14 protein-coding genes are annotated in these 14,809 nt (G+C 68.0%); 5 read left to right on the forward strand and 9 right to left on the reverse strand.

Annotation, left to right across the window (positions count from 1 at the left end):
- Positions 1-23: 23 nt before the first annotated feature.
- Positions 24-1,643, forward strand: coding sequence for an FAD-binding oxidoreductase (locus tag AVR91_RS17755; protein WP_083737613.1), 1,620 nt, complete (start codon positions 24-26; stop codon positions 1,641-1,643).
- Here the strand turns inward: AVR91_RS17755 and AVR91_RS17760 are convergent.
- The 4 genes from AVR91_RS17760 to AVR91_RS17775 form a co-directional block, all read right to left on the reverse strand.
- Positions 1,621-2,247: a gamma-glutamylcyclotransferase family protein gene (locus tag AVR91_RS17760; RefSeq protein WP_063274285.1), complete on the reverse strand. Its 627-nt coding sequence runs from the start codon at positions 2,245-2,247 to the stop codon at positions 1,621-1,623. The genes AVR91_RS17755 and AVR91_RS17760 overlap by 23 nt on opposite strands.
- Complete coding sequence (locus AVR91_RS17765; protein WP_063274286.1) at positions 2,244-2,432, reverse strand: hypothetical protein; 189 nt, start codon at positions 2,430-2,432, stop codon at positions 2,244-2,246. Before AVR91_RS17765 ends, AVR91_RS17760 begins: the two co-directional genes overlap by 4 nt.
- Positions 2,433-2,476: 44 nt before the next feature.
- Positions 2,477-3,742, reverse strand: a complete 1,266-nt coding sequence (locus AVR91_RS17770; RefSeq protein ID WP_063274287.1) for a C39 family peptidase — start codon at positions 3,740-3,742, stop codon at positions 2,477-2,479.
- A gap of 135 nt (positions 3,743-3,877) precedes the next feature.
- A complete protein-coding gene (locus AVR91_RS17775; protein WP_063274288.1) occupies positions 3,878-5,599 on the reverse strand; it encodes a TIGR03767 family metallophosphoesterase in 1,722 nt (573 codons plus the stop codon).
- Between the two features lie 175 nt (positions 5,600-5,774).
- Here AVR91_RS17775 and AVR91_RS17780 point away from each other — a divergent pair, with 175 nt between their 5' ends.
- On the forward strand, positions 5,775-6,209 hold the full coding sequence (locus AVR91_RS17780) for a hypothetical protein (protein WP_063274289.1): 435 nt from the start codon (positions 5,775-5,777) through the stop codon (positions 6,207-6,209).
- 410 nt (positions 6,210-6,619) lie between these two features.
- Here the strand turns inward: AVR91_RS17780 and AVR91_RS17785 are convergent, their stop codons facing one another.
- The gene (locus AVR91_RS17785) at positions 6,620-7,219 is read right to left on the reverse strand and encodes a TetR/AcrR family transcriptional regulator C-terminal domain-containing protein (protein WP_063277448.1); all 600 of its coding nucleotides are present in this window, start codon (positions 7,217-7,219) and stop codon (positions 6,620-6,622) included.
- A gap of 58 nt (positions 7,220-7,277) precedes the next feature.
- Here AVR91_RS17785 and AVR91_RS17790 point away from each other — a divergent pair, with 58 nt between their 5' ends.
- On the forward strand, positions 7,278-7,727 hold the full coding sequence (locus tag AVR91_RS17790; protein WP_063277447.1) for a hypothetical protein: 450 nt from the start codon (positions 7,278-7,280) through the stop codon (positions 7,725-7,727).
- Here the strand turns inward: AVR91_RS17790 and AVR91_RS17795 are convergent.
- The gene (locus AVR91_RS17795) at positions 7,696-8,958 is read right to left on the reverse strand and encodes an ABC transporter substrate-binding protein (RefSeq protein ID WP_063277454.1); all 1,263 of its coding nucleotides are present in this window, start codon (positions 8,956-8,958) and stop codon (positions 7,696-7,698) included. The two genes, AVR91_RS17790 and AVR91_RS17795, sit on opposite strands and share 32 nt — an antisense overlap.
- A 100-nt stretch (positions 8,959-9,058) precedes the next feature.
- On the reverse strand, positions 9,059-10,696 hold the full coding sequence (locus AVR91_RS17800; protein ID WP_063277446.1) for a long-chain fatty acid--CoA ligase: 1,638 nt from the start codon (positions 10,694-10,696) through the stop codon (positions 9,059-9,061).
- A 450-nt stretch (positions 10,697-11,146) separates the two neighbouring features.
- Here AVR91_RS17800 and mihF point away from each other — a divergent pair, with 450 nt between their 5' ends.
- Entirely contained in the window at positions 11,147-11,458 is a 312-nt protein-coding gene (gene mihF / locus AVR91_RS17805) for an integration host factor, actinobacterial type (RefSeq protein WP_005155963.1), read from the forward strand.
- Positions 11,459-11,563: 105 nt separating this feature from the next.
- Positions 11,564-12,703, forward strand: coding sequence for an isochorismate synthase (locus AVR91_RS17810; RefSeq protein WP_063277445.1), 1,140 nt, complete (start codon positions 11,564-11,566; stop codon positions 12,701-12,703).
- Here AVR91_RS17810 and AVR91_RS17815 read toward each other — a convergent pair.
- Positions 12,700-13,389 (reverse strand): 4'-phosphopantetheinyl transferase family protein, encoded by a 690-nt coding sequence (locus AVR91_RS17815; RefSeq protein ID WP_063277444.1) that lies wholly within the window; start codon positions 13,387-13,389, stop codon positions 12,700-12,702. The genes AVR91_RS17810 and AVR91_RS17815 overlap by 4 nt on opposite strands.
- On the reverse strand, positions 13,386-14,726 hold the full coding sequence (locus AVR91_RS17820; RefSeq protein WP_063277443.1) for a cation:dicarboxylate symporter family transporter: 1,341 nt from the start codon (positions 14,724-14,726) through the stop codon (positions 13,386-13,388). The genes AVR91_RS17815 and AVR91_RS17820 overlap by 4 nt, the downstream gene beginning before the upstream one ends.
- Positions 14,727-14,809: the final 83 nt, after the last annotated feature.

Below are 14,809 nucleotides of genomic sequence, written 5' to 3' on the forward strand. Positions count from 1 at the left end.
CGTCCATATGTAACACTGTAGTCGTGACCGAGCTTATTGACCACCGGTTAAGACGATCCTGGACGCCCGAGGCCGGTGACGCCGCCCACCTTCCGGCCAAGGCCCTGAGGTGGCTCGTCCAGCGTATCGGGCCGTTGGGCTCCGCGGCGCCCTTCGCGCCCGATTCGGCGCTGTCCGTTCCCGAACCGGTGCTGGACGAACGGCCCAAGCGAGACCTCGAAGAACTCGTCGGCGCCGAGCACGTCCTGACGGCGCCGGGGGAACGGCTCGCGCGGGCCAGTGGTCTGTCCTATCTGGACTTGATACGGCGGCGGGGGTTCGGTGATTTTCCGGTGCCGGACGCCGTCGTCCTGCCGGAGAATCCCGCCGAAGTCCAGTCGGTACTGGAAATCTGCGAACGGCACGACGTCGGCGTCGTCCCGTTCGGCGGCGGGACCTCGGTGGTCGGCGGGGTCGCCGCGGTGCGCGGGGGCAAGGCTTCCGTGATCGCGCTCGACCTCACCCGGCTCGATGAACTGGTCTCGGTCGATCCCGTTTCCCGGATCGCGGTCCTGCAGGCGGGGGTCACCGGCCCGGAGGCCGATCGGCTGCTCGCCGCGCACGGTTTCACCCTCGGGCACGTGCCGCAGTCCTACGAGCGTGCCACCATCGGCGGATTCGCCGCGACCCGGTCCGCTGGGCAGGCCTCGTCGGGCTACGGGCGGTTCGAGGACATGGTCAAGGGGGTCCGGCTCGCGACCCCGCGCGGGGAATGGAAACTCGGCGTCGCGCCGGCGTCGGCCGCGGGGCCGGACCTGCGGCATCTCGCCATCGGGAGCGAAGGGGCGCTCGGCGTGATCACCGAGGTCGCCCTCCGCGTCCGGCCGGTGCCGGAAGTGCGCCGCTACGAGGGTTTCGTCCTCGACGGCTGGGAGAAGGGCACCGACGCGGTCCGCGAACTGGCCCAGCGGCACGTACTCGCGGACGTGACGCGACTGTCCGATGTGGACGAGAGCGAGGTTTCGCTCGCGCTCAACGACAGTTTGAAGACCAAGGCGCTGCGCCGGTATCTCAAGGCACGGGGAGTGCACGCGCCGTGTCTGCTGATCGTCGGCTGGGAAGGCGCGTCGAAACGCGAAGTCGACCGGCGACGGCAGGAGACCACCGGTGTACTGAAGGAATTCGGTGCCATCCGGATCGGGGCCGCGCTCGGTGAATCCTGGCGCCGCGGCCGGTTCTCCGGCCCTCGGCAGCGGGACGCCTTGATGGACAACGGGGTCTGCGTCGAAACCCTGGAAACCGCCGCGTACTGGAACGAACTGGGTGACCTGCGGGACGCCGTCCGTGCCGCGCTCACCGCGACCCTCGGCAACGCCATCATCATGTGCCACGTCTCGCACGCCTACGAAACGGGCGCGTCGCTGTACTTCACCGTGCTCACGCCGCGCGACGAGGCCGACCCGATCGCCCAATGGCGGCGGGCGAAGGCGGCGGCCTCGGAGGCGATCACCGGCATCGGCACGATCTCGCATCACCACGCCGTCGGCGTCGACCACGCGCGCTATCTGGCGGCGGAGATCGGCGAGATCGGCGTCGAAGTGTTGCGAGCGGCGAAGAAGGCCGTCGACCCGAGCGGGATCCTCAATCCCGGGAAGCTTGTCTGATCAGCGTGCAGTCCAAACCGTGCGTTTCGGCGGGGATCCCGTCGAGCGCCGCGGCCCGGCGCTGTTCGAGGTCGGCGACGCGGATATGCCTGCCGTCCACCAGGATCGGCAGGCGGATGTCCGCGGCGCCGACGTACGCCACCACGTCGTCGAGCACGGTGCCGTCGTCGAGGGTGATGGCCGGGGCGGTCAGCCGCACCAGGTTGTAACGCATGCCGTTGCCTTCGCATTTGTCGAGCACGGCCAGCTGTTCGGGCGTCGCGAACCAGACGGCGTGCTCCTCGACGACGCCCGGAGCGGCGGCCAGCGTCGCGGGGCGCTGCCCGTCACGGAACCGCAGCCCGGACGCCCAGACCGCGGCGAGGTCGGTGCAGCGCGCTTGGCAGACGACGACCGGGCCCTCCAGTCCCATGTTCTCCCGCAGCCAGGTGATCTTGGACGGGCACGCGTTCGAGCCGTAGGCGAGCACGGCCTGGCGTTCGCGCCAGCCCTCCGGCGCGGTGTCGAGGCTGTGCCCGGCACCGTCGAAGTGGACGAACGAATGCCCGGGCCGCGCTCCCGGATACGGATCGGCCGGGAAATCGGCGTCGGTGAAGAGTTTCACCCCGTCACCACGCTGCGGAGGATACGCCCGAAAGCCTGCTCCACGCCGTCGAGGTCGATCGGCACCGGGAAGTCGGTCGCCGTCACGGACTCCGGCGAAACCGGCTCACCCTTGGCGCGGGAAACGACGCCCTGGACCTCGTACGGCATACCCACCTCCGAGTGGTCGACTTCGTAGCCTGCCATGGAAGCAGCCCGCGTCGCGACATCCGCTCGGGTGGGGAATCGATTTAGTGCCCAGGCGTGATGATGTACGCGATTCCGCCGGGGCCGCTGGAAACGCCGCCATTCGTGTTGTATCGCTTGGTGCGCTGCCAAATCGTTTCGAACTGGTGTCGTTTGTAGACATTTCGGACCCGGTCGTTGCTGCTCGCGGCCGGGTCGTTCGCGATCACGTCACCGTCCTTGGTGAAGCCGACGACGACCATGATGTGCCCGGCGGTGCCGTAGCCCGCGCCGTCGAGTTCCTCGGCCTTGAACGACTGCGACGTGATCACCGGGATGCCGCGCGCGATGTACTTTTCGAGTTCGTTCAAGGAGTGCAAACGGGTGATGTGCCCACGCAGCCCGAGTGAAGCGGCGTACGCGGTGTTGAACGGCCAGTTGCCGGTTCCGTCGTAGGCGTAGTCGAACGTGTAGCGGGCGGCGTACGCGACGGTCGGATCGACGTAACCCTCCGGGATCCACTTCATGTCTTCGGGCTTGGGCCGCTTGCCCCAGTACTCGGCGACCATTTCGGTGGACGTCGGGCTGCACCAGTTCTCGCCGCCACCGCCGTACTCCGGGAACTGTCCTTTGTGGAGGTTCTGCGCGTAGGCGGGCACCTTGAGCTCGATCCCGGTGGCGCGGCCCGGTTTGGTCGCCTGGACCTCGAAGCGGTCCGGGACCAGCGACGTCATCGCGCCGACCGACGTCACCGACGGCGTGGCGTGGGAACCGGCTTCGCGGTACAGGCTGACCCGCAGCTGGTACGAGCGGAGCGCGACGCCCGACTTCATGACCAGCGTGTCGACGTCGACCGCGGCGTTGGCGTCGCTCTGGCCGTCGACGCTGGTGCGTTTGATGTCGGCGTCCCCGCTGGCCCAGCGGCCCATCACGTACCAGGAGGTCTCGGCGCCCGACGCGGTGCGGCCCTTCGCCTCCACCTTGACCCAGGTCTTGGCCGGCGTCTTCGCGTTCCACGAGGCGACCAGCTGGGAGGCGTCGAAGCCGTGGGTGTGGCTCCGCGACGTCCATTGGCCGTATTCGTAGGTCTTCGTGGTGCCGAGGGTGGGTTCGGTGTGCTCGATCGTGCCGATCGGGCGATGGATGCGCAGGGCGCCGTGGTCGATACCGAGCCCTTCGAGCCTGCCGTCGCGGAAGCCGGGGTGACCGGACCATTCGTGGTAGTCGATCGACTCGTCGTCCGGACGGCCGGGACCCGCCTCCGCCGTTTGTGCCGTCACCGCGGTCATCGTCGCGATCGTCAGCAGCGTGACCAGCCCTCGTCTGCGCATCCCGGCTCCATCCCTCGATTCCACCCAGTAGGGAAGGGATTTTCGCGGGTCGCGCGAGGTATGTAAACAGTTGCCTACAAGACGGCCTGAGTCTGTGTCACTTTCGCGACCAGCCCACCTCGTGCCGCGGGGGAATCAGGCGAGCGGGTGGGGCAGCAGCAACTCCGTGTTCTGGTCTTGAGCCGTCCCGACCGCGCCCAGTGAGGCGTGGATGTCGTTGTACGAGAACTCCCGGTACAGCGACGCAAGCGCTTGCGTCGAGGTGTCCGAGTACGAAGCCTCGTACGGGGCCTCCGCCTCGATCAGCGTCGTGAACAGCGACAACGTTCCGTCCGCGTTGTCGGCGACCTCGATGATCCGCGCGTGCTGCGGGAAGTCGATATGCGAGGCGGTGTTGATCTCCCAGAAGCCCTGCTTCGCGGTCTTGCCGGCGTGCGGGGTGATCTTGTTGTGGTGCGTGTGCCCGTTGACCCACGCCAGCACGTTCGGGAACCGGTGCAGCAGCGAGACGAACGTGTCGCCGTTGAGCCGGATCTCCAGCGGATGCCGCGCGTCCGGCAGCACGTTGCCCATGGTGTCGCTGGTGTGGTGGCTGAACAGGATGAACAGCTCGTCGGTCACGTTCTGCGTGACCTTGCGCCCGAAGAAGTCGTAGTACGTCGAGCTGTTGCGCTTGAGCGTGTTCTCCACCCAGGTGAACTGGCCGAGCCCGATCGACCCGTCGGCCAGCCCGGCCATCGTCGTGGTGTCGAGGCTGATGCCGGTGATCCCCGGCGCGATGCGGAAGGTGTAGTACACGTTCCGCCCGTCGGCGTTGTTCCCGCTGAACCCGTGGCCCACCGGCCCGGGTCCGGTGTTGGCGGAGTCGAGGTGGTGCTGGACGAACTCCGCGGTGCTGAACGGCCGCCGTCGCTCGTCCGGGGTGATCTCGCGGATCGTGCCGGAGCCGCCGAACAGCTCCGTGATCGGCACGCCGGAGCCGGACCCGATCGCGTTGGCGAGCTTCCGCGACGTCGTCTCGTCCTTGCCGATCACCTTGAATCGGCCGGTGTACCAGGCGTCCATCCCCGGCAGATCCGGCACCGTGCCGACGATGCTGTCGTCGTGGTTGCCGAAGGTGCAGAACCACGGGACGTCGAGACCGGGCGAGGTGAAGGTGTTCGACGCCGCGCCGAGCAGGCCGGGTAGCTGCGGGAAGCCCTTCTTCGTGTACGCGTCGTCGAGCGGCTTGCCGGGGTTCCAGTAGTGCGAGGACCCGGACGTCTGGACACCTTCGTGCACGTTCGGGTCGCCCGAGGTCGGGTTCACCGTGCCGCCGTTGAGCACCTTGAGGAACCATTCGAGCTCGATCAGCTCGTGGTTGTCGGTGTTGTCGCCGGTGGTGACCATGAAGTCGATCGCCCGCCCGGTGAACGGACCCGTCTTCAGGCTGTTCACGCGTTCGACCAGCGCCGTCGTCGCGACCGGGCCGAGGGTCTCCTGCGGCCGGTGCGCCGAGCCGACGAACGGGTGCAGGTACTCGAAACGCGCCGGGCTTTCGGCGTCGGTGAAGTGCAGGTCGGTGAACTGCGCGAAGGACGCCATCGCGCGGCGCCGGTCGTCGCGGCCGGACTTCGGCGCGGCGAGGTCGCCGCGGACCACGAGCGGCCAGCCGGGGCCCGCGGTCAGCCGCGTGTAGCCGGGACCGCTGGTCCGCGGGGCCGCCGCGGCTTCCAGTGTGGTGCCCGCGGTGCGGACCGCGCGGGACGCGGTGCGCGCCAGCGCGCGGTCGAGCGCGTTGGCGGTCGGTGTGCACAGCAGCAGGCCGACGCCGGCGGCGCCCGCCGCGGTGAAGGTGCGCCTGGAGATGACGGACATGGCGGTGCCCCCAGTCGTCGCGGGTGAGTGTCGCGGAAGGACGATGCCGGACGACGTTAGCCGTGGGGTGAACGCCAGAAAAGGGTAATGCGAAAATTTGTCACGTTCGGCCGAATACGCAAGTAGCCAAGCGGGCTGGTTACGCTGGCCGCTCGACGAGCGAGGAGGTGGCCCGGTGGGTGCTTCGGCTTGGTCCGTCCGCGGCCGGTTCGACGGCGACCCGGAAGCGGCGCTGGACGCGATGAAGGCGCGAGTCTTCGAAGAGGGCGACTACCTCTGGGAAGAGGACGAACTCGGCAGGCCGGACTCGATCGACGAGCTGTACGAGGTGGAGAGCGTCCAGGAGTCCGGGACCCACTCCGTGCTCGACGTCCACGAGTTCATCAGCGCCACGGGTGAGGACGACTTCGGCACGATCCGGCCACTGACCGACGCCGAACTCGTCACCGCGTTCGGCACCGAGGAGCCGTCCGTGGCCGAGTTCGACGAGCTCGACAAAGCGGGACGGCTGCCGTACGAGCGTCGGCCGCGCTGGAGCGCGAACTGCGCGCTGCTCTACGAGAACGACGTCGCCGTCGAGCTGGCGATCTGGGGTGTGTCCGGCGACTAGCGCCGGTCCAGGTGGTCGTGAGTGGCGATTCGTGTTCTAACGGACTCGTGTTCACCTACCCACTGGTGTTGATCAACGGAGGATCGGGGACGTTGAGTGTCCCGAACCTTCCGTTTGATCAAGGTCCAGCACCGAGCGTCCCTGGCGACGATGGAGGATTTGGGACGTTCAACGTCCCAAATCCTCCATCGTCGCGCCCGGCAGCCGCGGAACCACCACTCTCGCCCAGTCAGGCGTGAGTAGGTAAATGCCGGTCCGCTCCAACCCGAACGCCACTCACGAGATTTGCGGGCCGAGTTCGACGCTGGTGCTCCGGGCGCGTTGGTGACGTGGCACCGCACTCGCGTGATCGAAGCCGGAACTCGCGTGATCAAGGACGGAACTCGCGAGTTAACCCGGATCGCGACCCTCTACAGCCGGGCGGCGAGCCCGTCGAGGATCACCTCGACACCCAGCTCGAACAGCTCCTCGCCACTCTGCGCCGCGAAAGCCGCGCCCAGCCTGCCGACATGCGGATAAGCCTCAAGCCGCGCGAGGAACCCTTCGTCCGGCTTCCGCGCGGGGAGCGTTTCGACCGACGCCAGGACATGCGCCGTGAGCAGCCGCGAAATCCCCGCGGTGTCCTCTTCGGAGAAGCCCGCCTCCAGCAGGATCCGCGCGGTCGTCTCGATATGGCCCAGCCGGTGCGGCCCGGTCGGCGGCCGTTCGCGCAGCAACGCGGCCGCGTCCCGGTGACGCAGCAGCAGGGCGCGGAACTGGCGGAGCCCGCTCGCGAGCTGATCGCGCCACGGGAGTAATCGATCGATCTCGAAGGCGTCGGCGCAGATCGCTTCGGCGACGAGATCCAGCAGTTCCGCCTTGTCCTTCACGTGCCAGTACAGCGTCGGTGAGCTGACGCCGAGTTTCGCCGCCAGCCGCCGCGTCGTCAGCTCCGGGAGGCCGGCGTCGTCGAGCAGTTCGACGGCCGCCTCGGTGATCTTGGCGAGGTCGAGCGAGCCTTTGCGTGCCACCCGCGGACTCTATCAGTGATAGACTCGTCTCTATCACTGATAGGGAACGGGGGAAGTGATGCTCTGGACACCGAAGATCCGCCTGGTCACGGTGCTGTGCTCGATCGTCTTCGTGCTCGGCACGACGCTGCAGAACTACGTGATCATCGATCTGGACCTGATCGAGGCGAGCATGCGGCTCAAAGGGGCCGACATCGCCGGCGCGCCGACGTACCTGAGCGCGTTGCGGCTGGTGGGGAACGTCTTCATCGTCGGCAACGCCTTGGGCCTGCTGGTGTGGTTCGGGTGGCGCCGGCTGTTCTGGCCGGTGCTCGCGGTCAACGTCGCCCAAGCCTTCGGCGTGTACGTCGTACCGTTCGAGGTGCACCGGGCGGCGATCGCCGAACACGGCTGGCCGGGTGTGCTCCCGTCCCTGGTCACCGACGGTGGCGCGGTGATCCTGTCGATCGTGCTGATCACCGCTTATGTGCGGTCGCTCAGGCGGAAAGGCGACCCAGTTCGGCTTTGACGGCCTCGACGGCGGCCTTGGTCTCGGTGGCCGGGTCGGCGCCGTCGCGGGCGATCCGGCCCAGCGCGTCGACGAGCGCGGTGTTCGCCGCCGGTGTCCACAGTGGACCGGTGGCGCGGCCGTTCTCTTTGACCAGCTTCGCGGCGTCGCCCGCGGCGGTGACCTTGTCGAGCACGCTCAGCCGGGCGGGCAGATGGAAACCGAACTTGGTGGCGAACTCCTGCTGGAAGTCGACGCGCTCCAGCCACAGCCATTTGACGAAATCCTTGGCGGCGTTGGGGTTCAGGCTCTTGGCGTGCACCATCGAGCTCAGCCCGCCGACCGGGACGGACGGCGCACCCGCCGCGTCGAGCCGGGGGAAGGCCAGGATACCGAAGTCGTCTTTCAAGGTGTCCTGGATCTTCGGCAGGTTCCACAGCCAGGTCCACTGCATGGCGGTGAGGCCGTCGATGAACGGGAGCGGATCCGGCCAGTCCGTCGCGGCGCCCAGCAGCAGCGAACCGTTGAGCTCGTGGAGTTTCGCGAACGCCGTGGCGGTACGCGGATCGTCGAAGCCGACGGACTTCCCGTCCTTGATGTGGTCGAGCCCGGCTGACCACAGCAGCGGCCCGGCGAGCGCCGCCGCGCCCGCGTCGTTGCCGGCGAACAGTCCTTTGACGCCGTCCTTGGAGAGCTTCTTCGCCGCGTCGACGAGTTCGTCGAGCGTCTGCGGCGGCTGAACCCCGGCCTCCTGCAGGAAACTCTTGCGGTAGAAGAGGACCTGCGTGTCGAGCGCTTGGGGGATGCCGTAAAGCTTGCCGTCGACGGTCTGCGCCGCGAGCACCGAGGGATTGAAGTCCCCGCGCACGGGCCCGATGACGTCGTCGAGCGGGACGAGCAGGTTCTGCCGGACCCTCTCGACGGTGACCTGTCCTTCGAAGACGTCCGGCACCGGTCCCGCCTGCAGCGCGGCGTTCAGTTTCGTCTCGTAGTCGTCGGGATTCCACTGCACCGCGACCTTGGACTTCTGGTACGCGGCCGCGTAACGCGTGACGGCTTCCTGTACCCCCGCCTCGGGATACGGGTGGTACCACTGCGCGAGGTCCACCGGTTTCGGTTTCGGCCTGGTCACCCCGGCGGAGTAGGCGGTCGAGGGCGGCGGGTTTCCTCTTTGGACGGTGTTGGACCCGCAGGCGGAGAGCATCGTCGTCCCCGCCAGTGCCAGGAACGCCCGCCTGCTTGTCTTACGCACCAACAAAACCCTTCGCCGAACGCCGTGAAGGCCACCTTCAGGGACCAGAGTCCCTCAAGATGGCCTTCACTGAAGCGCAGGCGCGCGGGAGATTAACCCGTTAGAGCTGACTGACGTCGAGTTTGCCCTCGGAGTGGAACGCCCGCAGCCGCTTCTTGTCGAACTTGCCGACACTGGTCTTCGGGACTTCGTCCACAAAGGTCCAATTCTCCGGAAGCTGCCACTTCGCGACCTTGTCGGACAGGAAGTCGCGGAGGTCCTCGGCCGTGGCGCTCTGGCCCTCCTTGAGCACGACGGCGACCAGCGGGCGCTCGTCCCACTTCTCGTCGGGGATGCCCACCACGGCCGCCTCGGCCACCGCGGGATGCGCCATCACCTGGTTCTCCAGATCCACCGACGAGATCCACTCGCCGCCGGACTTGATGACGTCCTTCGCGCGGTCGGTCAGCGTCAGGTAGCCGTCGGGGCTGATCTTGCCGACGTCGCCGGTGCGCAGCCAGCCGTCGTGGAACTTCTCCGGGTCGGGTTCGTCACCGGCCTTGCCGCCGTAGTACGACGCCGCGGTCCACGGGCCCTGCACTTCGAGCTCGCCGACGCTTTCGTTGTCCCACGGCAGTTCCTCGCCGTTGTCGCCGATCAGCCTTGCGCTGACGGACGCCGGGAAGCGGCCCTGGGTGTAGCGGTAGTCCCACGCCATCTCGCCGGTCGCGGAGGCGGGCGGACGCGCGACGCTGCCCAGCGGCGACGTCTCGGTCATGCCCCACGCGTGCAGGATCGGCACGCCGTAACGGTCTTCGAAGGCGTGCATCAGCGACGGCGGCGCCGCCGATCCGCCGACGACGACCTCGCGCAGATGCGAGATGTCCTGCGGGTTCGCGTCGAGGTGGGAGAGCAGGCCCTGCCAGATCGTCGGGACCGCGCCGGCGAAGGTCGGCTTCTCGGCGGCGAGCATCTGCGCGATCGGGGCGGGCTGGAGGAAGCGGTCCGGCATGAGCAGCGAGGCGCCGACCATCATGGCCGCGTACGGCATGCCCCACGCCATCGCGTGGAACATCGGGACGATCGCGAGCGCCTTGTCGTGCTGGGCCAGCCGCATGCTGTCGGACATCGTGACCTGCATCGAATGCAGCCAGATCGACCGATGGGAGTACGCGACGCCCTTGGGGTCACCCGTCGTGCCCGACGTGTAACACATCGCGGCGGCCGACCGCTCGTCCACCTCGGGCCAGTCGAAGGTGTCCGGCTGGCCGGACAGCAATTCGTCGTAGGAGTGCACCTGGACGCCGTCCGGCGCGGGCAGGGTGGAGGCGTCGCCGTTGGCCACGATGACGTGACGCACGGTCTTCAGCTCGGGCAGCTGCTTGGCCAGCAGCGGGACGAGCGTGCCGTCGACGATGACGACCTGGTCTTCGGCGTGGTTGGCGACGAAGACGAGCTGCTCGGGGAACAGCCGGATGTTCAGGGTGTGCAGCACCGCGCCCATCGCCGGGATGGCCAGGTACGCGGCCATGTGCTCGGCGTTGTTCCACATGAAGGTGCCGACGCGCTGGTCGCCGGTGACACCGAGGCTCCGGAGCGCGTTCGCGAGCTTCGCGGCGTGTTCGCCGAGCTCGCCATAGGTCTCGCGGCGGGCTTCTGAACCGGTCCAGGTGATGACTTCGCTCTCGGAGTGCACCGTGGTGCCGTGGCGGAGCAGCCTGCCCAGTGACAGCTGCCCGTCCTGCATCGTGCTCAACATCGCGTACTCCCGTGGTGCTCGTTCTCCGGTGAACTGGGGTTGCGCCGACTCTAATCCGGGAGGGGTGAACCGGTCAGTAACATCGCAGGCAACCGTTCGGTCACAGTGTCGCGCTAACGGGTGTTCCCCGGTTCGCGTCAAGATCATCAATAATTCGTTTTTTTCCTGCCATGAAACGAAAAATGGCTAACAGTGCGAAGTGGCGACATCGCTCATAAGGGTGATGAACGCCGCTGAATCGCCAGTCGAAGGGTGTGTTTCCGCAGGCTGGGGCGGGTTGCCCGTGGCGTGGTCGAGGGGTAATAAGTGCGTGTCGGTTTCACGGCCGAGGAACGGGTGGCGTTTACTGGAGCCGTGGTACAGAGACGGCTGGCCAGCGCTTGCTCTTGCAAGCATGGTTAAAGGCCGTCGGCCGCGAAAGCGGAGACCTGAGATGAAAGGACTACTACGTTGGCTCTGCCCACGTTGACTCCGGAGCAGCGCGCCGATGCCCTCGCCAAGGCGGCTGAGGCTCGCAAAGCGCGCTCCGAGCTGCTTGCGTCGATCAAGTCCGGCAAGGAGAGCATCGACAAGGTGCTCAAGCAGGCCAAGGAGAACAAGACCATCGGCAAGACGAAGGTCACGCAGCTGCTGAAGGCCGTGCCCGGCCTGGGCGCGGTCAAGGTCGCCGCCCTGCTGGAGCAGGCCGGGATCGACCCGGACCGGCGTGCCGCCGGCCTGGGCGAGCGGCAGCGCGAGGCCCTTCTCGAGGCGCTGAAGTAACGCTTCCGCAGGTCACGGGCTGTCCGGGGGAAGGTGTTGCCTGAGAGGCTGTTGCCCGGGCAACACTTTCCCCTGGTCTCAGCCGGAGCCTGGGACGCTGGTGGGGTGACGACCAGTACCGCACCGGCGACCCCGGCAGACCTGGCCGCCCGCTACGAGCGGGGCGACTTCCTCCTGGCCACGGCACGGCACGCGCTCCTCGCGAGCGGGGCCGTGGCCACCGCGACCGACACCGAGCCGTCGCGGCTGTCCGGGGCGCTCCCCGGGCTGTTCACCGACTCGGGTGCTTCGATCGCGGTCGGTGTGCTGCCCTTCGACACCACCTCGATGCCGGGGCATTTGGTCTTGCCCCGCGCGATCCATCGCGCGTCGTCCGACCAGGCGACCGTTCCGCCGCGCACCTCGCTTCCGCGGCCGGTCAAGGTCACTCCCGTGCCGGAACCGGAGGCCCATCTGGCCGCCGTCCGCGCGGCCGTCGCGGCGCTGAGCGACCGTGACCTGCGCAAAGTCGTCCTGGCCCGTGCCCTCGATCTCGACTTCGACGAGGCCGTCCCGGTCGCCGAAGTCGTCCGGAACCTGGCGAACGGGAACCCCCGGCACACCACGTACGCCGCACAGCTGCCCGACGGGCGCACGCTGGTCGGCGCGACCCCCGAGCTCCTGCTTTCCCGCACGGGCGGTGCCGTCGTGTCCCGGCCACATGCCGGGTCGATGCCCCGGTCGGCCGACCCGGCGATCGACAAGGCGAACGGTGAGGCGTTGCTGGCGTCCGAAAAGGACCACGTCGAGCACGCCGTGGTGGTGGAGTCCGTCGTCGAGATCCTGCGGCCGTTCTGCCGCACGCTCGACGTCCGCGGGCCCGAGCTGGTCTCGACGCCGGCCATCTGGCATCTGTCGACCACCGTCACCGGCGAGCTGATCGACGAGGACGTCACCGCGCTCGATCTCGCCGCCGCGCTGCATCCGACGCCCGCGATCTGCGGCACGCCGACCGAGGCCGCGCGCTCGCTGGTCCAGGAGCTGGAGCCGTTCGACCGCGCGTACTACGCGGGCGCCGTCGGCTGGGTCGACGCGGCGGGGGACGGCGAATGGGCCGTCGGGATCCGGTGCGCGGAGATCGCCGACACCACCATGCGGCTGTACGCCGGGGGCGGCATCGTGCCCGCCTCCGACCCTCAGACCGAACTCGACGAGACCTCGGCGAAGTTCCGCACCCTGCTGGCCGCGATGGGCCTGGAGATCTAGAGGGGTGCGAAGTCCTCGGTGACCGAGATGTCTTCCGAGGTGATCAGCGCGACGGCCGCCCGGTAGCCCTCGGTCGCCTTCAGGTCCGCGAGCCGCGTCCGGTCCGGGTCGAGGGCCTGGTGGGTCGACCGGACCAGCCGCGCCTGCTCGTCGTAGCCGGAGAACGTGATGCTCTGCAGCGGGATCTTGAGGCCCTTCCCGGTGGCCTTCATGACCGCTTCCTTGCGCGTCCAGTAGGTGAAGAACGCCGTCGCGCGCTGCTCGTCGGAGAGCCCGGAGATCGCGGCCAGCTCCGCGGGCGTCAGCGCGTACTCCATGAGCGAGTCCTCGGCCCGCCTGGTGGCCGTCTCGACGTCGAGGCCGACCGGGGTGCCCGCGGTGGCCGCGACGCCGATGAGGTCGCCGGAATGCGAGATCGACAGCATCAGCGGCGCGCCGGGGACCTTGGGCCGCCCGTGCGGTTTGCCGCAGTCTTCGCAGGTCGCGTCGAACTTCACGGCCTCGACGGCCAGGCCCAGCCGCTCGGCGGCGACGGTCTTCGCCAGCACCCGGCCGGTCAGGAACCGGCGTTTGTCGATGTCCTGGCGGTAGTTCGCGTACCGGCCCTGTTCCGGCTCGTCGAGCAGGGCCAGGAACCGGGGTTCAGCGGGCAGGGGCTCCGACCAGCGGACGGCGCATTCGATCACGTCTCCTTCATACCCGATTCCGCCGTCGACTCACTCGCGTTTTCGTCGAGCAGGGTCGCTTCGTCGAACGGTGACTCGCCGTTCAGCGTACGGTCCAGCTGCTCCCGGTCGATCTCGTTGGTCCAGGTGCCGATCAGCACGGTCGCGACGGCGTTGCCCGCGAAGTTCGTCAGCGCGCGGGCCTCGGACATGAACCGGTCGATGCCGACGATGAACCCGACGCCGTCGACCAGCTCCGGCCGGTGCGAGGACAGCCCGCCAGCCAGCGTCGCGAGCCCCGCGCCGGTGACCCCGGCCGCACCCTTCGACGCGATGATCATGAACACCAGCAACGAGATCTGCTCGCCGATGGTCAGCGGTTTGTCGAGCGCGTCCGCGATGAAGATGGACGCCATCGTCAGGTAGATCGCGGTGCCGTCGAGGTTGAACGAGTACCCGGTCGGCACGGTGATGCCGACGACCGGTTTGGAGACGCCGGCGTGCTCCATCTTCGCGATCAGCCGCGGCAGGGCCGACTCCGACGACGACGTGGACAGGATCAGCAGGAACTCGCGGCCGAGGTATTTCAGCAGCTTGAAGATGTTGACCCTGGCGAGCAGGCCGATGATCAGCCCCAGCACCACGAACACGAACAGCGCGCAGGTGATGTAGAAGCCGAGCATGATCACCGCGAGGCTCTGAAGTGCCTTCCAGCCGGTCTCGCCGACGACGGCGGCGATCGCGCCGAACGCGCCGACCGGGGCCGCCCACATGATCATCGCGAGGATCCGGAACACGAGCCGCTGGATGTGCTCGATGCCCCGGCGGATCGGCTCGCCCTTGGTGCCCAGTTTCTGCAGCGCGAATCCGGCGAGCAGGGCGACCAGCAGTGTCTGCAGCACCTCGCCCTCGGTGAACGCCGAGACCAGCGTCTTCGGGATGATGCCGAGCAGGAATTCGACGGTGCCCTCGCTCTTGGCGATCTGGTCCTGTCCCTTTTCGGCGATCTCGGGCGTCAGATGCAGGCCGGTGCCGGGCTGCAGGATGTTGCCGACGACCAGGCCGATGACCAGCGCGACCGTCGACATGATCAGGAAGTAGCCGATCGCGAGCCCGCCGACGCGGCCGACCTTCGCCGCCTTCGCCACCGAGCCGACGCCGAGCGCGATCGTGCAGAAGATGATCGGCGAGATCATCATCTTGATCAGGTTCACGAACCCGGTCCCGAGCGGTTTCAGTTCCTTGCCGACCTCGGGGAAAAGGATGCCGACCGCGATGCCGAGCGCCACCGCCGCGATGACGGCGATGTACAGGTAATGCGTGCGGTCCCGCTTCGTCGCGGGTGCTGCCGTGCTCATGGGTGCCCTTCGACGAGATGGGGACAGGTGGCGAAAACTTATGACAACTCCTCGGCTAACGACAACCGAAGCGGTACGCTGAA

Origin of the sequence: Amycolatopsis keratiniphila subsp. keratiniphila, assembly GCF_001620365.2 — a bacterium.
GTDB classification, from domain to species: domain Bacteria; phylum Actinomycetota; class Actinomycetes; order Mycobacteriales; family Pseudonocardiaceae; genus Amycolatopsis; species Amycolatopsis keratiniphila.